This window comes from Prescottella soli, from assembly GCF_040024445.1.
In the GTDB taxonomy this organism is placed as follows: Bacteria; Actinomycetota; Actinomycetes; order Mycobacteriales; family Mycobacteriaceae; genus Prescottella; species Prescottella soli.
This window is the reverse complement of record NZ_CP157276.1, coordinates 421042-444483: the sequence shown is the minus strand read 5'-3', so window position 1 is coordinate 444483 and position 23442 is coordinate 421042. Positions and strand designations below refer to the sequence as shown.

21 protein-coding genes and 1 pseudogene are annotated in these 23442 nt (G+C 68.7%); 13 read left to right on the top strand and 9 right to left on the bottom strand.

Annotated elements, in window-relative coordinates; genetic code table 11:
• The first annotated feature begins 32 nt into the window (after positions 1-32).
• The 7 genes and pseudogenes from ABI214_RS02070 (at position 33) to ABI214_RS02040 (ending at position 5721) form a co-directional block, all read left to right on the top strand.
• Positions 33-635, top strand: a complete 603-nt coding sequence (locus ABI214_RS02070) for a TetR/AcrR family transcriptional regulator (RefSeq protein ID WP_348605661.1) — start codon at positions 33-35, stop codon at positions 633-635.
• 125 nt (positions 636-760) lie between these two features.
• Positions 761-1966, top strand: a complete 1206-nt coding sequence (locus ABI214_RS02065) for an MFS transporter (RefSeq protein WP_348605659.1) — start codon at positions 761-763, stop codon at positions 1964-1966.
• Positions 1963-2139 (top strand): annotated as a pseudogene (locus ABI214_RS02060) (helix-turn-helix domain-containing protein); the annotation flags it as partial. The gene ABI214_RS02065 and the pseudogene ABI214_RS02060, both read left to right, overlap by 4 nt.
• A gap of 505 nt (positions 2140-2644) precedes the next feature.
• Complete coding sequence (locus tag ABI214_RS02055) at positions 2645-3970, top strand: flavin-containing monooxygenase (RefSeq protein ID WP_348605657.1); 1326 nt, start codon at positions 2645-2647, stop codon at positions 3968-3970.
• Entirely contained in the window at positions 3967-4773 is an 807-nt protein-coding gene (locus ABI214_RS02050; protein WP_348605655.1) for an SDR family NAD(P)-dependent oxidoreductase, read from the top strand. The genes ABI214_RS02055 and ABI214_RS02050 overlap by 4 nt, the downstream gene beginning before the upstream one ends.
• A 35-nt stretch (positions 4774-4808) precedes the next feature.
• On the top strand, positions 4809-5498 hold the full coding sequence (locus ABI214_RS02045) for a rhomboid-like protein (protein WP_348605653.1): 690 nt from the start codon (positions 4809-4811) through the stop codon (positions 5496-5498).
• Between the two features lie 10 nt (positions 5499-5508).
• Entirely contained in the window at positions 5509-5721 is a 213-nt protein-coding gene (locus tag ABI214_RS02040; protein ID WP_348605651.1) for a DUF4287 domain-containing protein, read from the top strand.
• A 17-nt stretch (positions 5722-5738) separates the two neighbouring features.
• Here the strand turns inward: ABI214_RS02040 and ABI214_RS02035 are convergent, their stop codons facing one another.
• From ABI214_RS02035 to ABI214_RS02025, 3 genes are read right to left on the bottom strand one after another with little or no spacing between them, the layout of a single operon-like run.
• A complete protein-coding gene (locus ABI214_RS02035; protein WP_348605649.1) occupies positions 5739-6422 on the bottom strand; it encodes a sterol desaturase family protein in 684 nt (227 codons plus the stop codon).
• Positions 6419-7153 carry a FadR/GntR family transcriptional regulator gene (locus tag ABI214_RS02030; RefSeq protein ID WP_348605647.1) on the bottom strand — a complete coding sequence of 245 codons (735 nt, stop codon included), beginning with the start codon at positions 7151-7153 and terminating at the stop codon, positions 6419-6421. The genes ABI214_RS02035 and ABI214_RS02030 overlap by 4 nt, the downstream gene beginning before the upstream one ends.
• Positions 7154-7208: 55 nt before the next feature.
• Positions 7209-8063, bottom strand: a complete 855-nt coding sequence (locus tag ABI214_RS02025) for a DUF6226 family protein (RefSeq protein ID WP_348605645.1) — start codon at positions 8061-8063, stop codon at positions 7209-7211.
• 100 nt (positions 8064-8163) lie between these two features.
• Here ABI214_RS02025 and ABI214_RS02020 point away from each other — a divergent pair, with 100 nt between their 5' ends.
• On the top strand, positions 8164-8391 hold the full coding sequence (locus ABI214_RS02020) for a cold-shock protein (RefSeq protein ID WP_348605643.1): 228 nt from the start codon (positions 8164-8166) through the stop codon (positions 8389-8391).
• 53 nt (positions 8392-8444) lie between these two features.
• Entirely contained in the window at positions 8445-9197 is a 753-nt protein-coding gene (locus ABI214_RS02015) for a hypothetical protein (RefSeq protein ID WP_348605641.1), read from the top strand.
• Positions 9198-9287: 90 nt separating this feature from the next.
• Here ABI214_RS02015 and cobJ read toward each other — a convergent pair whose 3' ends face one another.
• Genes cobJ through cobG form a run of 3 tightly spaced genes read right to left on the bottom strand, consistent with a single transcriptional unit; the run spans position 9288 to position 12560 of the window.
• Positions 9288-10778 carry a precorrin-3B C(17)-methyltransferase gene (gene cobJ / locus ABI214_RS02010; protein WP_348605639.1) on the bottom strand — a complete coding sequence of 497 codons (1491 nt, stop codon included), beginning with the start codon at positions 10776-10778 and terminating at the stop codon, positions 9288-9290.
• Positions 10775-11401, bottom strand: a complete 627-nt coding sequence (locus ABI214_RS02005) for a precorrin-8X methylmutase (protein WP_348605637.1) — start codon at positions 11399-11401, stop codon at positions 10775-10777. Before ABI214_RS02005 ends, cobJ begins: the two co-directional genes overlap by 4 nt.
• A gap of 19 nt (positions 11402-11420) precedes the next feature.
• A complete protein-coding gene (gene cobG, locus ABI214_RS02000) occupies positions 11421-12560 on the bottom strand; it encodes a precorrin-3B synthase (RefSeq protein WP_348605635.1) in 1140 nt (379 codons plus the stop codon).
• A gap of 211 nt (positions 12561-12771) precedes the next feature.
• On the opposite strand from cobG, the gene cobN reads away from it, so the two are divergent.
• On the top strand, positions 12772-16371 hold the full coding sequence (cobN, locus tag ABI214_RS01995) for a cobaltochelatase subunit CobN (RefSeq protein ID WP_348605633.1): 3600 nt from the start codon (positions 12772-12774) through the stop codon (positions 16369-16371).
• A gap of 50 nt (positions 16372-16421) precedes the next feature.
• Here cobN and ABI214_RS01990 read toward each other — a convergent pair whose 3' ends face one another.
• A complete protein-coding gene (locus tag ABI214_RS01990) occupies positions 16422-17063 on the bottom strand; it encodes a dihydrofolate reductase family protein (RefSeq protein ID WP_348605631.1) in 642 nt (213 codons plus the stop codon).
• A 186-nt stretch (positions 17064-17249) separates the two neighbouring features.
• Between ABI214_RS01990 and ABI214_RS01985 the strand changes: the two genes are divergently transcribed.
• Positions 17250-19562 (top strand): FHA domain-containing protein, encoded by a 2313-nt coding sequence (locus tag ABI214_RS01985; protein WP_348605629.1) that lies wholly within the window; start codon positions 17250-17252, stop codon positions 19560-19562.
• Between the two features lie 62 nt (positions 19563-19624).
• On the opposite strand, the gene ABI214_RS01980 is transcribed toward ABI214_RS01985, so the two are convergent.
• Positions 19625-20692 (bottom strand): metallophosphoesterase, encoded by a 1068-nt coding sequence (locus ABI214_RS01980; protein WP_348605627.1) that lies wholly within the window; start codon positions 20690-20692, stop codon positions 19625-19627.
• Between the two features lie 111 nt (positions 20693-20803).
• On the opposite strand from ABI214_RS01980, the gene ABI214_RS01975 reads away from it, so the two are divergent.
• Positions 20804-21193, top strand: a complete 390-nt coding sequence (locus ABI214_RS01975; RefSeq protein WP_348605624.1) for a PPOX class F420-dependent oxidoreductase — start codon at positions 20804-20806, stop codon at positions 21191-21193.
• Positions 21194-21238: 45 nt separating this feature from the next.
• Here the strand turns inward: ABI214_RS01975 and ABI214_RS01970 are convergent, their stop codons facing one another.
• Entirely contained in the window at positions 21239-22441 is a 1203-nt protein-coding gene (locus ABI214_RS01970) for a site-specific integrase (RefSeq protein WP_348605622.1), read from the bottom strand.
• Between the two features lie 521 nt (positions 22442-22962).
• Between ABI214_RS01970 and ABI214_RS01965 the strand changes: the two genes are divergently transcribed.
• Positions 22963-23403 carry a helix-turn-helix transcriptional regulator gene (locus ABI214_RS01965; protein ID WP_348605620.1) on the top strand — a complete coding sequence of 147 codons (441 nt, stop codon included), beginning with the start codon at positions 22963-22965 and terminating at the stop codon, positions 23401-23403.
• The last annotated feature ends 39 nt before the right edge of the window (positions 23404-23442 follow it).

Sequence of the window (23442 nt, the reverse complement as noted above, 5' to 3'; positions counted from 1 at the left end):
TCTGAGTATCCAGAACTGCTAGGTTGCTGAGCATGGGCAGACCACGGACGTTCGACGAGATCGCGGTGCTCGATGCCGCGGCCGCCGAGTTCCGGGTACACGGCTTCGCCGACACCTCGACCGAGCAGCTTTGTGAGGCAGCCGGCGTCCGACGCAGTAGCCTCTACAACGCCTTCACCTCCAAGGACGAGCTGTTCGTGCGCGCTTTGGAGCACTACATCGACACGATCCGCGAGCGGCAGACCGCACTCCTCGGCGACGACGGGCTCCGCGGCGCAGACCGGCTGCGGGCGCTGGTCGACCTCATCATCACTGAGGAGCAGGTGGCTGCCCACCAGGGTCACGCCGCCGGCTGCATGGTGGTGCAGAGCCTCATGAATCCCGACCTGCGCGAGCGGGATGAGCGCATCGCCCGCATCCTCGCCCGTGACCTGTACGAGCGGAGTTCGCTTCTGGCTGAGGCCATCCGTGTCGGCCAGGTAGACGGAAGCATTCCTGAGGGCGTCGATCCGGATGACGGCGCACTACTGGTCAGCACCGTCATCTCCGGGATCCGGGTCACTGCGCAGGCCGGCGTTGATGCCGAGGCCCTGCGTCGGATCGCACTCGCCGGACTCCATGCCCTCTTGAGCTAGATCCCCACCCCACCTGTCATGTCCGGGGGCTTTCGCACGTCCTCGTTTTGGATTATCAATCACAGAAAGCATTCGATATGACCCCGCCAACAAGGCACACTCCTACCAGGGCAATCCCGCTAGCGGTGTACATCCTCGCTGCAGGCATCTTCGCGATGGTGACCAGCGAGTTCGCCGTCGCCGGACTCATGCCACAGCTCGCCGATGGCCTGGGCGCGGGAATCGAGCAGATCGGCTACCTTGTCACGATTTTCGCTGTCGCGATGACGGTCGGCGGGCCGATCCTGACCATGTTGCTGTTGCGGATCCCGCCGAAGAATGCGCTGTTGACGATCATCGCCGTCTTCCTCGTCGGCAACGTCATCGCGGCACTGGCCACGACGTACGCGGTCATGACGGTCGCCCGGATCATCAGTGGCGTCGCCTCGGCGGCGTTCTTCGGCATTGCGGTGTCACTGTGCGCACGACTGGTGGACGAACGGATGCGCGGCCGAGCGAACGGTGTCGCGATGAACGGCCTGATGCTCGGTACCCTGCTCGGTACCCTGCTCGGACTGCCACCAGCGACGTTCGTCGGCGGACAATTGGGCTGGCAGGCTGCTTTTTGGACAATCTCATTGCTCACCGTGATCGCCGCGATCCTCACCCTCGCGTTCGTCCAGAACCCCGCCGACGACACTCCAGAAGAAGCGCCACGGTCGATGCGCGATGAGCTCACGGTCCTGCGAAGGCCGCAGCTCCAGTTGGCACTCATTTCCAGCACACTGATCATCGGGGCTACGTTCTCCGTGTTCAGCTTCTTCACTCCGATCCTCACCGAGATCGCAGGCTTTCCAGAGAACCTGGTCCCGCTGCTCCTGCTCGCCTACGGCGCCGCGACCCTGATCGGCAACATGGTCGTCGCCCGTTTGGCCGACCGGCACACCATCTCGACTCTGCTGGCTGGCACCGGCCTCAACGTCTTCTTCCTGACAGGACTCGGACTATTCACCGATGTCCCGCCGCTGGCGCTGTTGTTCATGCTCGGGATCGGCCTGGTCGGCGTGACGATGAACCCCGCAATGGCCGTTCGGGTGCAGCGAGCCGGCAGCACCACACCGCTGGTCAACACGATCCACGCATCGTTTATCACCTTCGGCGTCATCCTCGGTTCCGCGATCGGATCGGCCCTGATCCCGGCCCACGGGCTCCGTGCTCCCATCGCCCTGGGCCTCACCCTCGCGGTCGTCGCGGTCCTGGCGATCCTGCCTGCCCTCACGAGCGAGTATCTGCGCAGCGAACAAGGCGAGGAAGTCCACGCCAGGGACGGCGAGGGGGTCGAGGCGCGATGACACGCGCCAACGCGCCTCTCTCCATCGAGGGCCGACGACGCCTCGTCGAACGCTGCAAAGACCGTCCCATCGCTCACGTAGCGGCGGAGATGGGCAGCTCATGAGCGTGTGCATCCAAGTGGGTCAACCGTTGGCGGCAGCACGGTGAACTCGGCCTGCTCGACCGATCATCGCCCGCCGACCCGGGCACATGGTCCACATCGACGTCAAGAAGGTAGGGCGAATCCCCGGGTCTCCGGCCTCACGTCGCCGAGGTCCTCGTCTCGGGGAAGTACCTGACCTTCGCTCGCGCGATCGGGGAGTCGTCGGGTTCCGCACGTACCCCAGGGGGTGGGGAGGGGAGGAGCGCTTTCGCTACGGCCTCGACCGCGTCGCGGCCGGCCATCCCGTCGAGACGAGGTAGGGGCGTCCTTCAGAAGGGAAGAGCGGAGTACCCCAGCGCCCGCACCGTCGGCCATTCCAGCGATTCCTGCCGATTCGCTACGCACGCGGACTCTCGTCCCAGGCGCCAACATCCGTGCAGAAGTACGTCCGGGACGGAACAGAAGGAATTCCGGAACCTTCCCCGGTACCTCCCATTGACGGGACGACACCTCGGACTCACCTCTCCATCAACTCAATTCGCCGCACAGACGAGAGGGGCCGGGTTGAATACCCGTGACGGAAGGGGATCGACCCATGGATCGGGTGTGCATTGTGGGGGCAGGGCCGGCGGGGCTGTCGGCGGCTCGTGCCTTCAGGGGACTCGGAATCGAGTACGACCAGTTCGAGCGGCACAGCGACGTAGGGGGAATCTGGGATCTCGACAATCCCGGGACGCCGATGTACGAGTCGGCGCACTTTATCTCGTCACGCACGATGTCCGGGTTCCACGACTTCCCGATGCCGGACTCTTTCCCGGACTACCCGGGCAACCGGTTGATCCTCGACTACACGCGCAGTTTCGCGCGCACCTACGGGCTGTACGACGGTATCCGCTTCGACACGTCGGTCGACGAGGTGGTGCCGGACGGCGACGGGTGGTCGGTGCGACTATCGACGGGGGAGCGCCGCGGCTACCGCGCGGTGGTGTGCGCGACCGGTGTGACGTGGCGGCCGCGAATTCCGGTGCATCCGGGCAACTTCGACGGTGAGGTTCGGCACGCGGTGACGTACCGCGGGATCGACGAGTTCCGCGGCAAGCGCGTGCTCATCGTCGGTCTCGGCAACTCGGGTGCCGACATCGCCTGCGACGCAGCGGCGTCGGCGTCCGAGACGTACGTCAGCGTGCGGCGCGGCTACCACATCATCCCCAAGCACATCCTCGGGACGCCGACCGATGTATTCGCCGAGAAGGGCCCGCGACTGCCGCTGGCGGTCGAGCGTCCGCTGCTGACGGGAATGCTGCGGTTGCTACAGGGTGATCTGACGCGGTTGGGCCTGCCGCGCCCCGACCACAAGCTGCTCGAGTCGCACCCGCTGCTCAACAGTCAACTGGTTCACCATCTCCAGCACGGTGACGTCTCGATCGTCCCCGACGTGTCGCGACTGGCCGGCCCACGCGTCGAGTTCACCGACGGTTCGAGCCGTGAGATTGATCTGGTGCTGTACGCCACCGGGTACGACTGGGCGATTCCGTATGCGCCGGACGACTGTTTCGACTGGGCGCACGGGCGTCCCCGGCTCTATCTGACGGCGTTCAACCCGAGGCAGCGGAACCTGTTCGGTGTCGGCTATCTGGAGACCAACTCCAGCGCCTACACGCTGTTCGATCAGGTGACGAACGTCCTCGCCCAGTACCTCCACGATCAGCGGCACAACCCGGCGAGGGCGGCGGCGTTCGATCGCAAGATGGCCACCGATCGTCCCGACCTGAGCGGCGGGATCTCGTTCATCGGCACCGACCGACACAGCGCGTACGTCGACGCGCACGCGTTCCGCGACTACCTGGCACGCGTCCGCGCCGAGTTCGGCTGGTCGGCGCTGGAGCCGGGGATGTTCGATCCCATGAAGGTCACGGCGTGAGCCGGGCAGTCGTCACGGGCGCGGGCGGAGCGATCGGGTCTGCGATCTGCCGAGGTCTCGCGGCGCGCGGCCACGACATTCTCGCGGTGGACGTCGACGGCGCGGGTCTCGCGGCGCTCGCGGACACGTCGCCGGCCCGGATCGCTCCGCACCCCTGCGATCTGACCGATCCCATGGAGCTCGCGGCGCTGGTGTCGGCGGTGGGAGCCGACTGCGATCTGCTCGTCCACGTCGCCGGCGTCGTCGTGACGACGCCGTTCGAGAAGCTCACCGACGCCGAGGCGGACCGCGAGCTCGGCGTGAACCTGCTGGCACCCGTGCATCTGACCCGCGCGCTGTACCCGGTCCTCCAGGAGTCCCGGGGCCACGTCGTCGCGATCGTGTCGATCGGCGGGATGCTGCCGCTCGGGGAGAGCCCCGGATACAGCGCGTCGAAGTTCGGTCTGCGCGGCTTTCTGCTGGCGCTGGCAGCCCGCACGCGCGAGACCGGGGTCCGGGTGAGCATCGTCAACCCAGGTTCGGTGGACACGCCGATGCTGCGGCACGAGGCCGCGACCGGGGGATCGGCGCTGAACTTCCTCAGCACGCCTCTCGCGCCGCAACAGATCGCCGACCGGGTGCTCGGGCTGGTGGACCGCCCGCGCGTCGAGACGAACGTGCCCCGGACCGACGGCTGGATGGTGAAGACCGGAATGCTGATGCCGGGCCTGACGCTCCGGGCGCTCCCGTGGATCGCGCGGCTGGCCCAGCGGAACCTGCGCCGGTACCAGGAGCGACACGGCCTCTCGTCCGTCGCGGACTAGCCGCCGTCGACACCGATCGGGGTCATACTGATCGAGTGAATGCCGAGAGGCGGTTCAAGGTGTCGGATGTTCCGGCCGCGGCGTGGGCGTACGTCCGTCGTGCACCGGGCACGTTCGTGTGGCTGACGATCCTGTTCGTGACCAGCATCGTGATGAATCACCTGTCGCCGACCGAGCTCAACGACGTCCTGGGTAGCCGGTCGACCAATCTCCACCACCTGCAAGAGGACCCGGTCCACGTCCTGATCACCAGCGCGCTCTGGCTGGCGGGTGGTTCGTGGCTGAGCTACTTCGTGTTGTTCAACCTCTTCCATGTCCCCGTCGAGCGGTGGCTCGGGACGGTGCGGTGGCTGACCGTGGCCGTGGTCGCGCACGTCGGCGCGACGTACATCAGCGAGGGCGTGCTGTACCTGGCGATCAACCATCACCGGGCGCCGGAGTCCGCGGTGAACACCCTCGACGTCGGAGTGAGTTACGCGCTGGCCGGTGTCACGGCCGTCCTCGCCTACCGGATCGCGCCGCCGTGGCGGTACCTCTACGTGATCGGTGTCCTGGTCGTCTACGGTCTGCCGCTCTTCGGCGGTCTGACCTTCACCGACATCGGCCACTTCACCGCGACGCTGATCGGTTTCGCCTGCTACCCGCTCACCCGGGCGCGGCCGGGAACCTGGAATCCGGAGGAGTGGGCGAGCTCGATCCGTGCACGTGTCATAGCTCGCCGGTAGCGTGCCGTCCATGAGCGAACCGGTGAAGGGTCCCGCGTCCTACTTTCCGTCGATCGAGAAGACGTACGGCAAGCCGATCAGTGAGTGGCAGAGCCTGATTCGTTCGTCGGATCTGACCAAGCACATGGAGTTGGTGAACTGGCTCAAGACCGAGCACGGACTCGGTCACGGGCACGCCAACGCCCTCGTCGCGCACACGTTGAAGGAGGACGCGGCCGGCTGATCCGCCGCGCACCCGTTCTAGGTGCTGGCGATGTCGAGTCCGTGGAGTCGCTTTGCGGTGGGTGACTTCTCGACGGTGTCGGGGGTGGGTTCCGTGCCGAAGATGCGGTCGGCGGTGCCGGAAGTGGTGACGGTGAACCAGTAGTGCTCGTTGCGGTAGTGGTGGTTGCGGTGATGCCGCCACGTCGCCTTGTACAGCGCGGTCTTCGGCTTGTAGTCGGTGTGGATGAGGAAATGCGTCCACTCGTACGCCAGTCCCAGCGCCGTGATGACGATAAGGAACGTCAGCCCGAGTTCGATGCGGGGGAAGGCGAACGCCGTGATCGCGAGCAGCAGCGGCACCAGCCACACGAACACCGGCGCGGGAATGAAGTCCAGCGGGATGTTCCGCGGATCCCCGTGGTGTGCGCGGTGTTTGCGCGCGAGCAGCGGGTCGACGGTCAAGCCGGCCACGCGCTTGGGGCGCCAGTGCAGGACGAAGACGTGAATGATCCACTCGAGGACCGGGAACAGCGCGAGCATCACGAGCGGGACCAGCGCGTCGGGCCAGGTCGAGACGCCCACGGCAATCCGGGCCGTGACGGCGCCCGCAAACAGCGCGCCGATGACCCACGGACTCGGATGGCGGACGAACTCGCGTGCGGCACCGCCGAGAGTGACGTCGCGGCCGAACGCGGACGAGGTGTGACGGGTGCTGGTCATGTGCCCTCCTCGGACGCGGCCCGCGCGGCGGCGAGCGCGCCGCCCAGGAGTGTGGTCGCAGGCTCGAGCAGGTTGTGCGCCGCGGCGAACGCACCCTCGGGATCCCGACGTCGGATTGCCGCGACGACAGACCGGTAGCGGTCGATCTCGTTCACCTCGGCGGCCATCACCACCGCGAGCGCGTCGAGCATCGGTTCGTACGCGGTGCGCAGGGTGTTGAACATGAGCCGGAACGTGATCGAGTCGGCGCTGTCGACGATCAGATCCCAGAAATCGAGGGCAATGCGTTGCCGGACCACGGGGTCGTCGGTGGCGGCGAGCGCGTCGACGGCGTCGTCCAGGGTGTCCGCGGTGCTCTCGGGTGCGCGCTGCGCTGCGAGTTCCGCAACCTTCGGCCCGTTCCAGAGTCGGGCCTCGAGGATGCTGTGCGCCACCGCCGGATCGATTTCACCGCCCCGAACGAGCAATCGTGGCAGCAGATCGAGGCCCCCACGGCGTCGCAGGTCGTTGACGACCGTCGCGCCGCCCTGCCGGACGTCGACCAGGCCCATCGCGGCGATGCGGTTCAGCGCCTCTCGCACGGCGGGCCGTGAGACGCCGAGCGCCTCGGCCATCCGCCGCTCGCTCAGCAGCGTCTCACCGGGCTCGACGACGCCGCCGATCACACGGTCGAGGAGCTGATCGAATACGTCGTCGGGGATCGACCTGCGGCGCACCGGAGTGAGATCCATGTCACATAAGCTAGGTCGGGGTTCGCCAGCTGGTCAAGTGGTCAGACCAGTTTGGTCATTGGGAACGGTACCGTTGAGCGCCGCCCACCGGTCCGTCCCGGCGCAGCAGTCGATCCAGTACCGCACGAGCGGCGCTGCCGCTCACCGTGCGCGGAAGCGCGGGTTCGGGGTGCCGGGTCTCGATCGCGGGCGGGATGGGGCGCGCGGTCCAGTTCGTGGGCCACGGTGCGGCCGTGAACGTCGTCGGTTGGTCGAGATGCTGGACCGTGCCGCCGTGACCGCCGAAGGATGTGCGCACCGAGGAGTGGTCGGCAGCGACGTCGACCTCGAGGGAACCGTCGACCACCGACAGCACCCACCGGTCCATTTCCTCGAGCAGTTCGGCGGACCCGCGATCGCACGCGTCGCATCCACAATCGGGAATCTCTGCCAACCGCACCGCCGGGTCGCCCGCCGCGACCGTGACGGTGAAGATGTGGTCGCTGTCCACCGGTGTGTGCCTCGTCAACACCAGCGGCACCGCGCCGTCGGCGGCAGGAGAGAGGACGGTGTCGGTCCCGCCAGAATCGAAGGGCCGCAAGGCCCAGTCCACGTGCGCTGCTTCTCGCGCCCAGCCGCGGTCGAGCAGAACCCTCGTCCACGCCCGCGCGCGGGCCACCACGATCAGGAACTTCTCCGGGTTGCTGACTCGCTCGTACTCCGCCTCGTCCGGCGCGGCGCCGTCCCAGTACGGGTTCGGCCACCCCGGCGTGGCCGAACCGGTGACCGCGAACGCCGCGTCGACGTCGTCGAGCAGTTCGCGGATCTCACGCGAGAGCACCGATGCGTCTCCACCCCAGCCGGATTCGTGCATGCAGCGAACACCGTCGTTGTAGCGCTCCCACCACGACGTTCCCGGATCAGCAGCCACCGCTGGGACGCTACCCGTCGTCCGCAGACCCCGACAATCGCAGTTGTCTGGAAGCGCGTCTGTGACGTTCCGTCGGCGGAGAGATGGCATCGTCGACTTCATGAGCGACACGACGGGAACGGTGCGGGAGTGGAACGACGTCGAGGGGTGGGGTGTCATCGACTCCGCCGCGACCCCCGGCGGGTGCTGGGCGTTCTTCAGCGCCATCGACGGTACGGGATTCCGAACCTTGACGGTGGGTGACACCGTCGTCTTCGACTGGGAACAGGTGACCGATCAGGACGGCTACCGGTACCGAGCCATCCGAGTCGCGCAGCCCGGACAGTGACATCGCGGCGGGATTCGACTGCGACCTGTCGGCCGTCAGGGTGTGATGTACCCATGGATCGTTCAGCGGCGGACGGACGCGATTGGGACGAGCGCGGCCTTCTCATGGTTCCCGAAGTCGATGCCGGGCAGTGGATCGTGAACCGGGTGCACGGCTTCGATCACACGATCGCATCGCTGCTTCCGCCGGACTACCCGGCATACGCACGCATCTTCCATCCGGCAGCGACGGCCGGCGGCCGGACCGTGCGCTGGGCTGACGTTGCGGCCGCGAACGGTACTGCGGCGCATCCGGTCATGGAATGGGGCTCGATCGTCGGCTCTTGGGACACCCTGGGTCAGCCCGGAGTGTGGGATGACGATCCAACCCAGGGATCGCTGCCGCCGGCGACCGCCCGCGCTCTGACCACGATCCTGAGGCGTTTCACCGGCACATCCGCAACCTGCTGGTTCGGGCACTGGGAGGGCTCCGGTCACGTCTGCGCACCATCCGACTACCAACGGCTTCCTATGCCGGGGCGGGATATGGTCCTGTTCGCGGGAACCCTGGACATGGCGGACACCCAGTTCGGCGCGACACGACGGTTTCCGGTAGGGATGAGCGCACACCTGTGGTGGCCCGACGACCGCGCCTGGTGCGTGGCAACGGACGTCGACCTGATGACCACCTACCTCGGTGCTTCCGAAGATTGCATTGACGCGGTCCTTGCCGACGCGGATCTGGAAGCCCTTCCGGCGCGAACCGACCAATCGCTGACCTGGGACGGCGATACCGTCAACCCGCTTCCGACCGAGCCCGACAGCTGATCCGCGCCTACCACCACCGAACGGGAGTTCACGGCACGCGATCAGACCGTAAGCGTGTCGTGAACTCCCGTAAGGGGTGGCGCCGTACCGTCAGGCCGGGTAGTGCCGCGGCGTGAACACCGTTGTCCCGGTCGCGCTCTCGACGACGGTCGTCTGCGACGACCCGACGATCAGCAGGCACCGCATGTCGACGTCCGCGGGATCGAGATCGGCGAGTCGCACGATCTTGATCGACTCCTGCGGCCCGGCGATGTCGCGGCCGATGATCACCGGGGTGTCGGGGGAGCGGTGCTCGAGCACCAGGTCGCGCATCGCGGCGACCTGCCACGTGCGGGACTTGGACGCCGGGTTGTAGACGGCGAACGCCATGTCGGCGCTCGCGACGGCGGACACGCGCTTGGCGACGATGTCCCACGGCTTGAGCCGATCCGACAGCGAGAGCATCGCGTAGTCGTGGCCCAGCGGGGCACCGACGCGGCTCGCGACGGCGTTGGCGGCGGTCATGCCGGGCAGGATCCGGACCGGGACGTCCTGCCACTGCTCCTCGGCGGCGACCTCGAGCACGGCGGCGGCCATCGCGAACACGCCGGGATCGCCGGACGAGACGACCGCGACCCGCGCGCCGCGCTTCGCCATGTCCAGTGCCATCGCGGCCCGCTCGGCCTCGACGCGGTTGTCGCTGGCGTGTCGGCGCTGACCGGGCCGGGCCGGGACCCGGTCGATGTACGTGGTGTATCCGACCAGGTCGGTCGCGCGGGCGAGTTCCTGCCGGACCTCCGGCGTGGTCCAGGCCTGGTCGCCCGGTCCGAGTCCGACGACGACCACCTCACCGCGCGCAGGCTCGGGCTCGACGCGGTTGTTCACGGGGCTGGGCACGATGGCGATCGAGAAGTACGGCACGTCGGCGTCGTCGACCTCGTCGGCCGCGGCGACCCGCTGCCGGTCGGTGCTGGCACGCTCGACGTAGTAGGCCTCGTCGATCCGCCCGGAGTCCTTCAGCGCCTGGCGCACCGCGGGATACGTGCGGCCGAGCTTCATGATCGCGGCGGCGTCGGTCTCGCGCAGGCGTCGGGTCAGCTCGTCCTGCGGCAGGGTGCCGGGCAGGACCGTCAGCACCTCCTCGCCCTCGACCAGCGGCTCGGCCAGGGCGGCGGACGCGGCGCTGACGGCGGTGACGCCGGGGATGACCTCGGCCTCGAACCGGTCGGCCAGACGCTTGTGCATGTGCATGTACGAGCTGTAGAACAGCGGATCGCCGGCGGCGAGGAGCGCGACGCTGCGGCCGGCCTCGAGATGCGCGGCCAGGCGCTCGGCGGCCTGCTCGTAGAACTCGTCCATCGCGCCCTGGTAGCCGCCGGGATGGTCGATCGTCTCGGTGGTGACCGGGTACACCAGGTGTTCCTCGATCTGGCCCTCCCGCATGTACGGGGCGGCGACCCCGCGCGAGATGCTGCGCCCGTGCCGGGCACTGTGGAAGGCGACGACGTCGGCCTCGCCGATCACGCGGGCGGCCTTGACCGTCATCAACTCCGGGTCGCCGGGTCCGATGCCGACGCCCCACAACTTGCCGGCGGCGCTCATTCGATCTCGCTCGCAATCGCGTTGAGGGCGGCCGCGGTGATCGCGCTGCCACCCCGGCGTCCCCGCACCACCAGGTACTCGAGGCCGGCGGGATGCTCGATCAGCGCTTCCTTGGACTCGGCCGCACCGATGAAACCGACGGGTCCGCCGACGATCGCGGCGGGCCGCGGCGCGCCGGCCTCGATGAGGTTCAGCAGATGAAACAACGCGGTGGGCGCGTTGCCGATCGCGACGACCGCACCGTCGAGCTTGTCGCCCCACAACTCCAGCGCCGCGGCCGAGCGGGTGTTGTCGATTGCCTTGGCCAGCACCGGAACTCGCGGATCGTCGAGCATGCACAGCACGTCGTTGTCGCGGGGGAGACGCTTGCGGGTGACACCGGCGGCGACCATCTTCGCGTCGCACAGGATCGGCGCGCCGCGGCGCAGCGCCTCGCGGGCGTCGGCGACCACGTTCGGGGTGAACGCGACGTCGTCGACCAGATCGACCTGACCGCTCGCGTGGATCATCCGGACGACCGCCTGCGAGACGTCGGCGGGGAACCGGGCGAGGTCCGCCTCGGCGCGGATGGTTGCGAAGGACTGGCGATAAATCTCCGCACCGTCGCGGATGTAGTCGATCATGCGCCACACGATAGAGGCATCACGACGACCCGTTTTCCACCCGGTAACCGTCGGGGTCGGCGACCACGTCTGTTACCTCGCCGCGTGGGCGACCGCACTTGCGATCGCACCCGGACCAGTGCTGACGGCCGTCGGCCGGCAGGTCGTCGTTCTCGATGGCCTCCCGGGCGTCGGCCCGCACGTCGGTGTGCGACTTGGCGCAACCCGGCTGTCCCGCACACGCGCTGACCTGCAGATACGGCGAGTTCTCGTCGAAGATCAGGCCCATCGGCGCCAGCACCCGAACCACCTGCTCGGCGGCCCACTCCTCGAGGTCCGGCAGCAGCACCGACCGCCACGGTGTGACGACGATCGGCTTCTCGACGGCGGCGAGGAACTCCGCGAGTCGGGCCGGGAGCGTGCCGAACGCAAGACCGGCGGCGAGCGTGACGCCGCCGTGGGGCTGGTCGAGCCAGCCGATCGGGCCGCGTTCGACCGCGGCGGGCAGGCCCACCGGGTTGCCGTACTCGAGCCCGAGGTGAGCCAGTACGCGCTCGGTGCCGCCCGGCACCTCGCTGAGCCGCCACGCGTCGCCACGGATCTCGGCGAACGTGCGCGCCGCCGCCAGCAGCACGTCGACCGCCTTCGCCTCCGCGAGCCGGGCGCCGGTGTCCTCACCGGCGAGGACCAGCGCGAACCGGCCGTCGTCGAGCGCGTGGACACCGAAGTCGCCGCGCAGGCCCGAGATGTCGCCGCGGCCGTCGTCGATCGTGAACAACGTGCGGCCGGGCAGCGCGGCCAGCGCCGGATCGGCGCACAGCGCCCGGTCGAGGTCGTCGACCAGGCCGCGGACGTCGGCGAATCCGCCGATCCGGCCGGACAGCGGGGAGGCGAGGATGTTGCGCACCCGCTCGTGGGTGGTCGACGGCAGCAGCCCGGCGTCGGCGATCCGTCGGGCGAACTCGTCCGGGTCGCTCACCGCACGCAGCTGCAGGTTCCCCCGGGAGGTCAGTTCGATCTCACCGTTGCCGAGATCGCGGGCGGCCTCGGCCAAGGCCTGGAGCTGCTGCGACGTGATCACTCCGCCGGGCAGGCGGACGCGGGCGAGGGGACCGTCGGCGGCCTCGTGAACCTGGAGAGCACCCGGACACTTGTCCGGGCCGGAGCGTGGAGATGGCACGTGTCCAGGCTAGAGAAGTGCGGCGGTCGGTGCGCACGCGCGTGACCGGTAGGATCACCGGCGACCGCGGCAGGATGAGGAAGCCGGTGAGATTCCGGACGGTCGCGCCACTGTGAAAGTCAGACCCTCTTCCGCCGCCCGAACCGCTTCGACGAGTCCCGACTTGCTCGAACCCTGCCGTGGGGCGCGAAACCCCGGAAAGGCTGCACCAGTGATCCTGCTGCTGTCGACGTCCGACACCGACCTGCTCAGCGCCCGCGCGAGCGGCGCCGACTACCGCTGGGCCAACCCGGCCCGCCTGCTGGTCGACGAGGACCTGCCGGGGCTGCTCGACGGCGTCGACCTCGTGGTGGTCCGCATCCTCGGTGGACGCCGGGCGTGGGAGGACGGCATCGACGCGGTGCTCGCGTCGGGGCTGCCGGCCGTGGTGCTCGGCGGCGAGCAGGCCCCCGACGCGGAGCTGATGGAGTGCTCGACGGTGCCCGCGGGTATCGCCGCCGAGGCACACACCTATCTGGCCGAGGGCGGCGCCGACAACCTGCGCCAGCTGCACAACTTCCTCTCGGACACGGTGCTGCTCACCGGGCACGGCTTCGAGCCGGCCGTGCACCTGCCGAACTGGGGCGTTCTCGAGCGCGACACCCGCGCGATCGACGGTCCGACGGTCGCGGTGCTCTACTACCGCGCCCAGCACCTGGCCGGGAACACCACGTACGTCGAGGCGCTGTGCCGGGCGATCGAGGACGCCGGCGCGAACCCGCTGCCGATCTTCTGCGCGTCGCTGCGCACCGCGCCCGCCGATCTGCTCGAGACGTTGGGCCGCGCCGACGCGATGGTCGTGACGGTCCTCGCGGCCGGCGGCACCAAGCCCGCACACGCGCAGGCCGGTGGCGACGACGAGGCGTGGGACGTCGCCGAACTCGCCGCCCTCGATGTGCCGATCCTGCAGGGTCTGTGCCTGACCAGCAGCCGGGAGGCGTGGGAGGCCAACGACGACGGCATGTCCCCGCTCGACGTCGCGACGCAGGTCGCGGTGCCCGAGTTCGACGGCCGCCTGATCACCGTGCCGTTCTCGTTCAAGGAGATCGACGCCGACGGGCTCACCGCCTACGTGCCGGACGCCGAGCGCGCCGCCCGCGTCGCCGGGATCGCGGTTCGCCACGCACGGCTGCGGCGGATCCCGAACCCGGACAAGAAGATCGCGCTGATGCTGTCGGCGTATCCGACCAAGCACGCCCGCATCGGCAACGCCGTCGGCCTGGACACCCCGGCCAGTGCGATCGACCTGCTCACCGAGATGCGCACCGCCGGATACGATCTCGGGCCGCTCGACGGCGACGATGCGCTGCCCGGTCTGGCGGCGAAGGACGGCGACGCGCTCATTCACGCGCTGATCGCCGCCGGCGGTCAGGACCCGGACTGGCTCACCGCCGAGCAGCTCGAGGGCAACCCGATCCGCATCTCCGCCGCCCGCTACCGCGAGTGGTTCGCGACGCTGCCACAGGACTTCCGCGAGGGCGTCGAGGAGCACTGGGGCGCCGCGCCCGGCGAGCTGTACGTCGACCGCTCGTCCGATCCCGAGGGCGAGATCGTCATCGCCGCCATCCGCGCCGGCAACGTCGTGCTGATGGTGCAGCCGCCGCGCGGGTTCGGCGAGAACCCGGTCGCGATCTACCACGACCCGGACCTGCCGCCGAGCCACCACTACCTGGCCGCCTACCGCTGGATCGGCGCGAACACCGAGCAGGGTGGGTTCGGGGCCGACGCGATCGTGCACCTGGGCAAGCACGGCAACCTCGAGTGGCTGCCCGGCAAGACGCTGGGCATGTCGGCGTCGTGCGGCACCGACGCCGCGCTCGGTGACCTGCCGATGATCTACCCGTTCCTGGTCAACGATCCGGGCGAGGGCACCCAGGCCAAGCGCCGCGCCCACGCGACCCTGGTCGACCACCTGATCCCGCCGATGGCGCGCGCCGAGAGCTACGGCGACATCTCCCGCCTCGAACAGCTGCTCGACGAGCACTCCAACATCTCCGCACTCGACCCGGCGAAGCTGCCCGCGATCCGCCAGCAGATCTGGACGTTGATGCGCGCCGCGAAGATGGACCACGACCTGGGCCTGGCCGAGCGTCCCGAGGAGGACGTGTTCGACGACATGCTCATGCACGTCGACGGCTGGCTGTGCGAGATCAAGGACGTCCAGATCCGCGACGGCCTGCACATCCTGGGCCGCGCGCCCGAGGGTGACGCCGAGGTCGAGTTGGTGCTGGCCATGCTGCGGGCGCGGCAGATGTGGGGCGGCGAGCAGTCCGTTCCCGGCCTGCGGGAGGCGTTGGGGCTCAGCGAGGCCGGCGACGAGGACCGTGGCCGCGTCGACGAGGTCGAGGCGCAGGCGCACGCCCTGCTCGCGGCGCTGGCCGAGACGGACTGGGATCCCGCTGCCGCCGACCGGCTGTCCGACGACGACACCGTCCGGCAGATCCTGCGGTTCGCCGCGACCGAGGTGGTGCCGCGGCTGCGGCAGACGTCCGGCGAGATCGCGCAAGTGCTGCACGCGCTCGACGGCGGCTTCATCGCGGCGGGCCCGTCCGGGTCGCCGCTGCGCGGGCTGATCAACGTGCTGCCCACCGGACGCAACTTCTACTCGGTCGACCCCAAGGCGGTGCCGTCGCGGCTGGCGTGGGAGACCGGTCAGGCGATGGCCGAGTCGCTGGTCCAGCGCTACCGCGCCGACCACGGCGAGTGGCCCAAGTCGGTGGGCCTGTCGGTGTGGGGCACGTCCGCGATGCGCACCTCCGGCGACGACATCGCCGAGGTGTTCGCGCTGCTCGGTGTCCGCCCGGTGTGGGACGAGGCGTCGCGCCGTGTCACCAGCCTCGAGGTGATCGACCTCGCCGAACTGGGCCGCCCGCGCATCGACGTCACCGTCCGCATCAGCGGCTTCTTCCGGGACGCGTTCCCGCACGTGCTGGCGCTGCTCGACGACGCCGTCCGCCTGGTCGCCGGGCTCGACGAGTCGCCTGAGGACAACTACGTCCATGCCCACGCGCAGGCGGACCTGGCCGAGCACGGCGACGACCGCCGCGCCACCACCCGCATCTTCGGCTCGAAGCCCGGCACGTACGGCGCCGGTCTGCTGCAGCTGATCGACTCGAAGAACTGGCGCGACGACGCCGACCTCGCACAGGTGTACACCACGTGGGGCGGCTACGCATACGGCCGCGGGCTCGACGGCGTCCCGGCGTCCGACGACATGCGCAGTGCCTACAAGCGGATCGCGGTGGCGGCCAAGAACACCGACACCCGCGAGCACGACATCGCCGACTCGGACGACTACTTCCAGTACCACGGCGGCATGGTCGCCACCGTCCGCGCGCTCACCGGCACGGCGCCTGAGGCGTACATCGGCGACAGCACCCGCCCCGACGCGGTCCGCACCCGGACACTGTCGGAGGAGACCGCCCGCGTCTTCCGGGCCCGCGTGGTGAATCCGCGCTGGCTCGAGGCGATGCGCCGGCACGGCTACAAGGGCGCCTTCGAGATGGCCGCGACGGTCGACTACCTGTTCGGGTACGACGCGACCACCAACGTCGTCGCGGACTGGATGTACGAGAAGCTCGCCGAGACGTACGTGCTGGACGAGCAGAACCGCAAGTTCATGTCCGAGTCGAATCCGTGGGCGCTGCACGGCATCTCCGAGCGCCTGCTCGAGGCCGTCGAGCGGGACATGTGGGAGGAGCCGTCACCCGAGGTGCTCGAGGGCCTGCGGCAGGTCTACCTCGAGACCGAGGGCGAGCTCGAGGGGGAGTAAGCCGACGTAGGCGGTGGGCCTGCTCCGGGATTCGGAGCAGGCCCACGGCGCTACTTTCGCCAGAACAGGTGGTGCGTGACGCCGCTCGGGCTGGGCACTGTTTCCAGATGGAATCGGTCGAGCAGTTCGTCCGGGCTCTCCCACAGGCGCAAGCCGGTACCGAACGTGATCGGGGAGACGGCTACGTGCATGGTGTCGACGAGGTCGGCGTCGAGGAACTCCCGGATGGTGGTGACCCCGCCGCCGAGTCGGACGTCCTTGCCCTGCGCCGCGTCCTTGGCCTGATCGAGGATCGTTGCCGGGTCGCCGTCCACGAAGTGGAACGTGGTCTCGCCGCGCGTGATCGACGGCCGGGAGTGGTGGGTCAGGACGAACACCGGCGTGTGGAACGGCGGCTCCTCACCCCACCAGCCTTCCCACTCCAGGTCCTCCCACGGTCCGCGCTGCGGCCCGAACTTGTTGCGACCCATGATCTCGGCGCCGATGTTGCGGGAGAAGTCGCGGGTGAAGTAGTCGTCCAGGCCGCGGCTGCCGCCGGGATCGGTGCGCATGGGCCAGCTCGCCGTCGCGCCCGCCCAGGTGAACATCGCACCGGGGTCGAGGCCGAACGGACTCTCGAAGGTCTGGTTCTTACCGCAGGCGATGCCGTCGCTCGAGACGTTGAAGTTCTGGACCCGTAGCAGCTGACTCACGTGATGCTCCGCTCTCGAAGGAGGTGTTACGAGAAGACAGACTCCCCGCGTCGACGAAACTCATCATGACGTGGTCACGTGCCGGCCGTGTGGATACGAGAGTGACCGTTCTGTCGACGGATCCCGGGGCGTGCGACCATGGAGAAGTCGACGCTCTACGCCTGATGCTGACCGGAGGCCGTGGCGATGGACGACTGGACGGGAAGCGAGTACCCGCGGGTCGTGGTCGAGACCGAAAACGGCCGCACAAGCTACAGTGCGGGCAAAGCGGTACGCATCGGCCGGGATCCGCAGTTGGAGATCACGATCGTCGATCCTGTGGTGTCGCGCGAGCATGCGCGGCTCAGGTGGGATGAGGGATGGCAGCTCGTCGACTCCGACAGCAAGAACGGGATCTACGTCGACGGCGAGCGCCGAGAAAAGGTACCCGTCACGGACACCGTCCTCGTCCGCCTGGGTGACGCGGTCGAGGGACCCACCGTGCGGATCTCGATCGAAGATCCCGACGCAACGCGACGGGACGTGGGCAGTCGATGGGACGAGTCGACGATCGACGTAGGGGCCTCGATCGCCCCGCCCGCGGCACCGCGCGAGACCATCCCGGCGGGAGCCCTCACGATCGGACGGTCCCCCGACAACGACATCGTCGTCCGGGATGTGCTGGCCTCACGCCGTCACGCGATAGTCCACAATGGGCCGTCCGGCCTCGAAATCGAAGATTTGGGGAGCGTCAACGGAATGTTCGTCGGCGGTGCCCGGGTGACGCGCGCACGGCTGACCGACGGCGACGTCGTCACCATCGGCAACACCGACTTCAGCGTGCAGGAAGGCCGTCTCGTTCCACGACAGGCGACAGCGTCGACCGCCGGCGGTCTACGCGTGGACGGCGTCGGACTCACCATCGAAGGTGGGCGGCGACTACTGGAAGACGTCACCTTCACGGCGGGACCCGGCAGTCTCACCGCGGTGATCGGGCCCTCCGGCGCGGGAAAGACCACGGTCGCCAAGATCATCTCCGGTTCGGAAGGCCCCACGGAAGGCGTCGTCGAATTCGAAGGGCGCAGCGTGCACACCGACTATTCGGTACTGCGCTCCCGCATCGGCATGGTCCCTCAGGACGACGTCGTCCATCGGCAGCTGACCGTCCGGAGGGCCCTCGGCTACGCCGCGGAGCTGAGACTGCCGCCGGACACCACCCGGGCCGACCGTGAAGTGGTGATCGCAGGGGTACTCGACGAACTGCAACTGACCGAGCACGCCGACACCCGCGTCGATCGCCTCTCCGGCGGGCAACGCAAACGCGCATCGGTCGCGCTGGAGTTGCTCACGGGCCCTTCCCTGCTCATCCTCGACGAACCGACCTCGGGTCTCGACCCCGCGCTCGATCGACAGATCATGGCGACCTTGCGCGGCCTCGCCGATTCGGGCCGCGTCGTTGTCATCGTCACGCATTCGCTGTCGTACCTCGAGATGTGCGATCAGGTGCTGCTCCTCGCTCCCGGCGGCAAGACCGCGTACGTGGGACCGCCCGACCGAGTCGGGAGCGCGCTCGGCCATACCGACTGGGCCGACATCTTCGCCCGCGTCGCATCCGACCCGGACGGGGTGTTCGCCGAGTACCGTGCCACCCGCCCGGTGGTGGAGGCGCCACCACCGACCCCACCCGGGCCGCTCGGCTCTCCCGCGCACACCTCGAGGCGCAAACAGCTCAGCACCGTCGCCCGCCGCCAGGTTCGGCTGATCCGCGCCGACAGGGGCTACCTGATCTTCCTGTCGCTGCTTCCCTTCGTGCTCGGTGGCCTGGCCCTGCTCGTGCCGGGCGACACCGGGTTCGGGCCGTCTGGTGCCGACGTATCCGGCGAACTCACCCAGATCCTGGTGGTGCTGATTCTCGGCGCCGCCTTCATGGGCTGTTCACTGACCATCCGCGACCTGGTCGGTGAGCGCATGGTCTATCAGCGCGAACGTGCCGCCGGGCTGCTGCCGTCCGCGTATCTGACGGCGAAGATCGTCGTGTTCTGCGCCGCCGGCATCGTGCAGTCGGTGGTCATGGTGCTGATCGTCTTCGTGGGCAAGGGTTTCCCGGGCCACGGCAGTGTGCTCCCCTCGGGCTCCGTCGAACTGATCCTGGACATCGCCGCCACCACCTGCTGCTGCGTCGTGGTCGGATTGGCGTTGTCGTCGGTGGCGCGCTCGAGTGAGCAGGTGCTGCCGATGCTGGTGGTCACGATCATGGCGCAGCTGGTGATGTGCGGAGGATTGATCACGATCACCGGACGCGCCGTGCTCGAACAGGTCGCGTGGCTGTTTCCGTCACGTTGGGGGTTCGCGGCCGCCGCCTCGACGGTGGACCTGGCCACGAATGCCACCGGCACCGAGCCGGACACGCTGTGGCAGCACACCGGATCGTGGTGGCTGCTCAGCATCGCCATGCTGGTGCTCATCAGTTGCGTGCTCGCAGTCGTCACCTACAGCCGGCTCCGTTTGCGCCGTCAGTAGAGGTCGTCAAGCTCTGCGAAATAGCTGCCGCGCACCGTCTTCGAACTCCGGGGGTAACGCGCCTATAGCCGGCGGTCGAACGCGAGCTTCGGTTCGGCGGTGGGGATGTCGACGGTGTACGTCCGCAGCCGCACCGAGTCCGCACTCAGGTCCATCACCATGAAGCCGAGGTCGTCGAAGTTCTGGTAGAGGTGCGCGCGGTCGGGTCGGGTGGACTTGCCGTGGCTGTCCTTGCCGGCCGCACCCGAGACGATCTGCCGGGTGCCCTTGGATTCGACGGTCGGCTCGAGAACCTGCAGCGTGTGGTCGTGTCCCGAGAGGATGAACTGGCAGCGCCCGACGACGTGGTCCTCGTAGAACCGCTTGGCGTGGATCCCGTTCATCGGTTCGAGAGGGATCCCGTCGTACTCGCCGGCGTCACCGTGCGATCCGTTGCTCAGGTACGGGTGATGGGCGCACGTGATCTTCCACTTCGCCGGGGACGCAGCGATCGCCGCGTCCAGCCAGGCCCGCTGCTCGTTCATGAACTGTCCGTCCGCCGCCCAGTATGGCACGAACAGAGGAGGCAGATAGGCGGCGACCGGGTTGAGGTCGAGGACGAAGAACTCGACGATCGGGTTCTCCTCGGGCACCCGCACCGAGTAGTAGCGGTAGGGCATCCACCACTTGCGGGAGGTCCCGTGGTAGTCCACCTCGTCGTTGCCGCGCAGCAGCCAGCCGCCGTCACCGGGGAAGAGGGCGGTGTTGTCGTGATTGCCGAGGGCCATCACCCACGGGAAGTCCAGACCGTGGTTCGGGTCCTCGAACTTGGTGGCGAACTGGGCGTCCCGGTCGCCGTTCGGTCCGGCCTCGTAGAGGTTGTCGCCCAGTCCGAGCGCCATGCCGAACGGCTCGGCCGCGTGCACTTTGCGCATCGCGTCGGCGACCGCCCACTGCGCAGGAGTGCCGGTGCCGGCGTCGCCGGTGACTAGCACCCGGATGTTCGACGTCGTGGGGAACGCGAACTTGCCCGGGGCCGGGGCCGCCGCGGCCGCGGCGGTGGGCGCCATCGTCATCATCGGGACGGCGGCGGCAGCCATACCGGCTCCCGCGAGGAAGCTGCGGCGGTTGATCGGGTTCATCTCGGTCACGATGTCACAGCAAACCCGAGGATGGACGAGCGTTCAAATGAAAACGCCGGAACCGCACAGATGTTCATTCGTCGTTCATCCGATCGGCAGCAGGACCCGTACATTGAATGCATGGCTGTCACGCTGAGCGAGATCGGTGCCGCGAAGTACGTTCTGCTGACCACGTTCCGGAAGGATGGTTCCGGAGTGCCGACCCCCGTCTGGGCGGCGATGGACGGCGACCGAATGCTGATATGGACCGAAACGAAGTCGTGGAAGGTCAAGCGGATCCGTCACACGCCACGAGTCACGGTGGGCGCATGCGACGCGCGCGGCAACCCCAAGGGCCCGCAGATCGACGCGACCGCCGCCGTCCTCGATGACGCCGGCACCGAGCACACCCGCGCGGAGATCATCCGCAAGTACCGCGTCCTCGGATGGCTCCTGGTCAAGGGCAGTCTGCTGCGTCGCGGACGGGCCGGAACCGTGGGCGTGGCCGTGATGGTCGGCGAGGAACGCTGAGCGACATCCCACCGTGCGGCCACCGGCCGGCCTTGCCCCGGTAGATCAGATCTCGAAGCCGGCGACCGCGTTCCCGGTGAGGGGATTGTGTTCGCGTGCATAGATTTCCAGGGTGGCGGGGTTCTTGTGCCCGGTCTGCCGCATGACTTCGTGGGCCTGGGCACCATTGCGGAACGCCTGGGTGACGAACCCGGCGCGCAGGGAGTGCCCGCCGAGATTCGCGATCTTGGCGGGGGAGAGTCCGGCGTCGGCGGCGGCGCGGCGGATCACCCCGTGGATTCCCTGCCCGGTCAGGGCGCTGTCACCGATGTTCCCGTTCACGCGCAGCGGCCGGAACACCGGCGATGTCGCGACGTCGGGGACGAGGTCGGGATAGGGGACGTGGCAGATGTGCGTGCCGAACGTGTCGGGGGCACCGAGCAACTGGGCGATACCGGCGCGGCCACCCCGATGGTGAGCGAGGACGACATCGAGCCACCGTCGGTACACGCACGGCGGGCAGGTGCGGTGCCCGACTGCGAACGGGGTGGCCTTGACCATGCCGCCGCCGACCTGGTCGGTCTTCGATCGACGCACCAGGATGTGCAGCCCGTCCTGGGGGTGGAGGGTGATGTCGCGCAGTTGCAGGCCGGACAGCTCGGAGCGGCGGAAGGCACCCAGGAATCCGATCAGGATGACCGCCGAGTCACGGCGTTCTCGCAGTTGGTCCTGCCACGTCTCCGCGTTCTGACGCATCGTGGCGAGGATGTAGCTGATCTCGTCCCCCAGTAGTGGCGCGACGCGTTTGGTCGGGCGCTCCCCGGCGGCGGCGTAGGTGCGACGCAGGCCGGCCAGCGTGTCCTTGACGATCTGAGCCTGCCCGGGCGCGGGGCGGGCGCAGGCTCGGTGCCAGTAGTTGATCGACGCCACCCATCGGGTGAGCGTGTTCGTCGCGTACCGGCGTTCCCCGGTGCCGGTGCGCTGTTCGGCGTGCTCGGTGAGATAGTCGGCGACGGTATGGGGGTGCGCCGGCATCGGCACCTGCCCGCGCTCCGCGCACCAGCTGCGGAACTTGTCCCAGTCCGTGCGGTAGTTCCGGGCGGTCGATGGAGAGTGCCGCTGCTCGAGGGCGGCGACGATCCGGGCCTCGGCGGACGCGGACAGCACCGGGACGGCAGGTTCGAGCCCGGGCCCGGTCGATGCCGCCGGGCGTTCGGGAACGGCAGGCAGAGCGGGCACGACACCGACCGTGTCGACCTGTTCACTCACACCCGTGCTCCTCTCGTGTCCGTCGAGTGAGCCTACCGAGTAGAACCGACAGTTCCGTATGTCCGGCGGGGCGTCCCATAACTGTCACCGTGACGAAATGTCGCCATGTCCGAGTCGGGGCCGTCGACGCGCCGTGGTGGCGAGATTGCCCCCGTGGCTTCCCGATTCGGTGATGGCGCTAACTGCCATTAGCGTGAGTAGGGCTCTCCGGCACCGCGTGCGCACGTGACCGCGTCGGCCTGAGCGCCCATTCCTTGGCGGAAGTCGCGGGATTCCGCGGATCGGACGCAGGGGTGGCGCCCAGGCCGACCGTGGTGGCAGCTTTCGGAGTTCGACCGCCGACGGCGCTTGGGCGGAATCGACTGAGGGGGAACAGGTTTTGGGTTCGGGTGGCGCCCGCGAGGCGCTGGACGGCAGTGCGATTCCGCGGCCGTCGAGCTGCGCAGCGACTCCTCGGTCGGGAGCACACCACGCGCCGCAGACCGTGCGCTACCACCGCGAGTTGTGGCACGATTTCGCAGGTGACCAGCAGACCCGACGAAGCGCAGCGCCTGCGCGACCTGGCGCTGCTACGCCGCGTACGCGACCGGATCGACCGGGAGTACGCGCAGCCGCTGGACGTCGAGGCGCTGGCCCGCGGCGTGCACATGTCGGCCGGACATCTCAGCCGGCAGTTCCGGCTCGCGTACGGCGAGCCGCCGTACGCCTACCTGATGACGCGGCGCATCGAGCGTGCGATGGCGCTGCTGCGGCGCGGCGATCTCAGCGTGACCGAGGTCTGCTTCGCCGTCGGCTGCTCGTCGCTGGGCACGTTCAGCACCCGTTTCACCGAGCTCGTCGGCGTCTCGCCCAGCGTCTACCGGGATCAGGAGCGGCCCGCGACGGAGATGCCGTCGTGCGTGACGAAGCAGGTCACCAGACCGGTCAGGAATCGAGAAGCGTCCGCCGCGGGCGGCACCTAGCGTGGTGGCCACAGCCCCCACCTGCACACACGCCGCCAC

Coding starts and splice junctions, on each gene's coding strand:
- ABI214_RS02070 (WP_348605661.1), top strand. CDS start 33: ATGGGCAGACCACGGACGTTCGACGAGATCGCGGTGCTCGATGCCGCG.
- ABI214_RS02055 (WP_348605657.1), top strand. CDS start 2,645: ATGGATCGGGTGTGCATTGTGGGGGCAGGGCCGGCGGGGCTGTCGGCG.
- ABI214_RS02040 (WP_348605651.1), top strand. CDS start 5,509: ATGAGCGAACCGGTGAAGGGTCCCGCGTCCTACTTTCCGTCGATCGAG.
- ABI214_RS02035 (WP_348605649.1), bottom strand. CDS start 6,422: ATGACCAGCACCCGTCACACCTCGTCCGCGTTCGGCCGCGACGTCACT.
- ABI214_RS02030 (WP_348605647.1), bottom strand. CDS start 7,153: ATGGATCTCACTCCGGTGCGCCGCAGGTCGATCCCCGACGACGTATTC.
- ABI214_RS02020 (WP_348605643.1), top strand. CDS start 8,164: ATGAGCGACACGACGGGAACGGTGCGGGAGTGGAACGACGTCGAGGGG.
- ABI214_RS02015 (WP_348605641.1), top strand. CDS start 8,445: ATGGATCGTTCAGCGGCGGACGGACGCGATTGGGACGAGCGCGGCCTT.
- cobJ (WP_348605639.1), bottom strand. CDS start 10,778: ATGAGCGCCGCCGGCAAGTTGTGGGGCGTCGGCATCGGACCCGGCGAC.
- ABI214_RS02005 (WP_348605637.1), bottom strand. CDS start 11,401: ATGATCGACTACATCCGCGACGGTGCGGAGATTTATCGCCAGTCCTTC.
- ABI214_RS01985 (WP_348605629.1), top strand. CDS start 17,250: ATGGACGACTGGACGGGAAGCGAGTACCCGCGGGTCGTGGTCGAGACC.
- ABI214_RS01975 (WP_348605624.1), top strand. CDS start 20,804: ATGGCTGTCACGCTGAGCGAGATCGGTGCCGCGAAGTACGTTCTGCTG.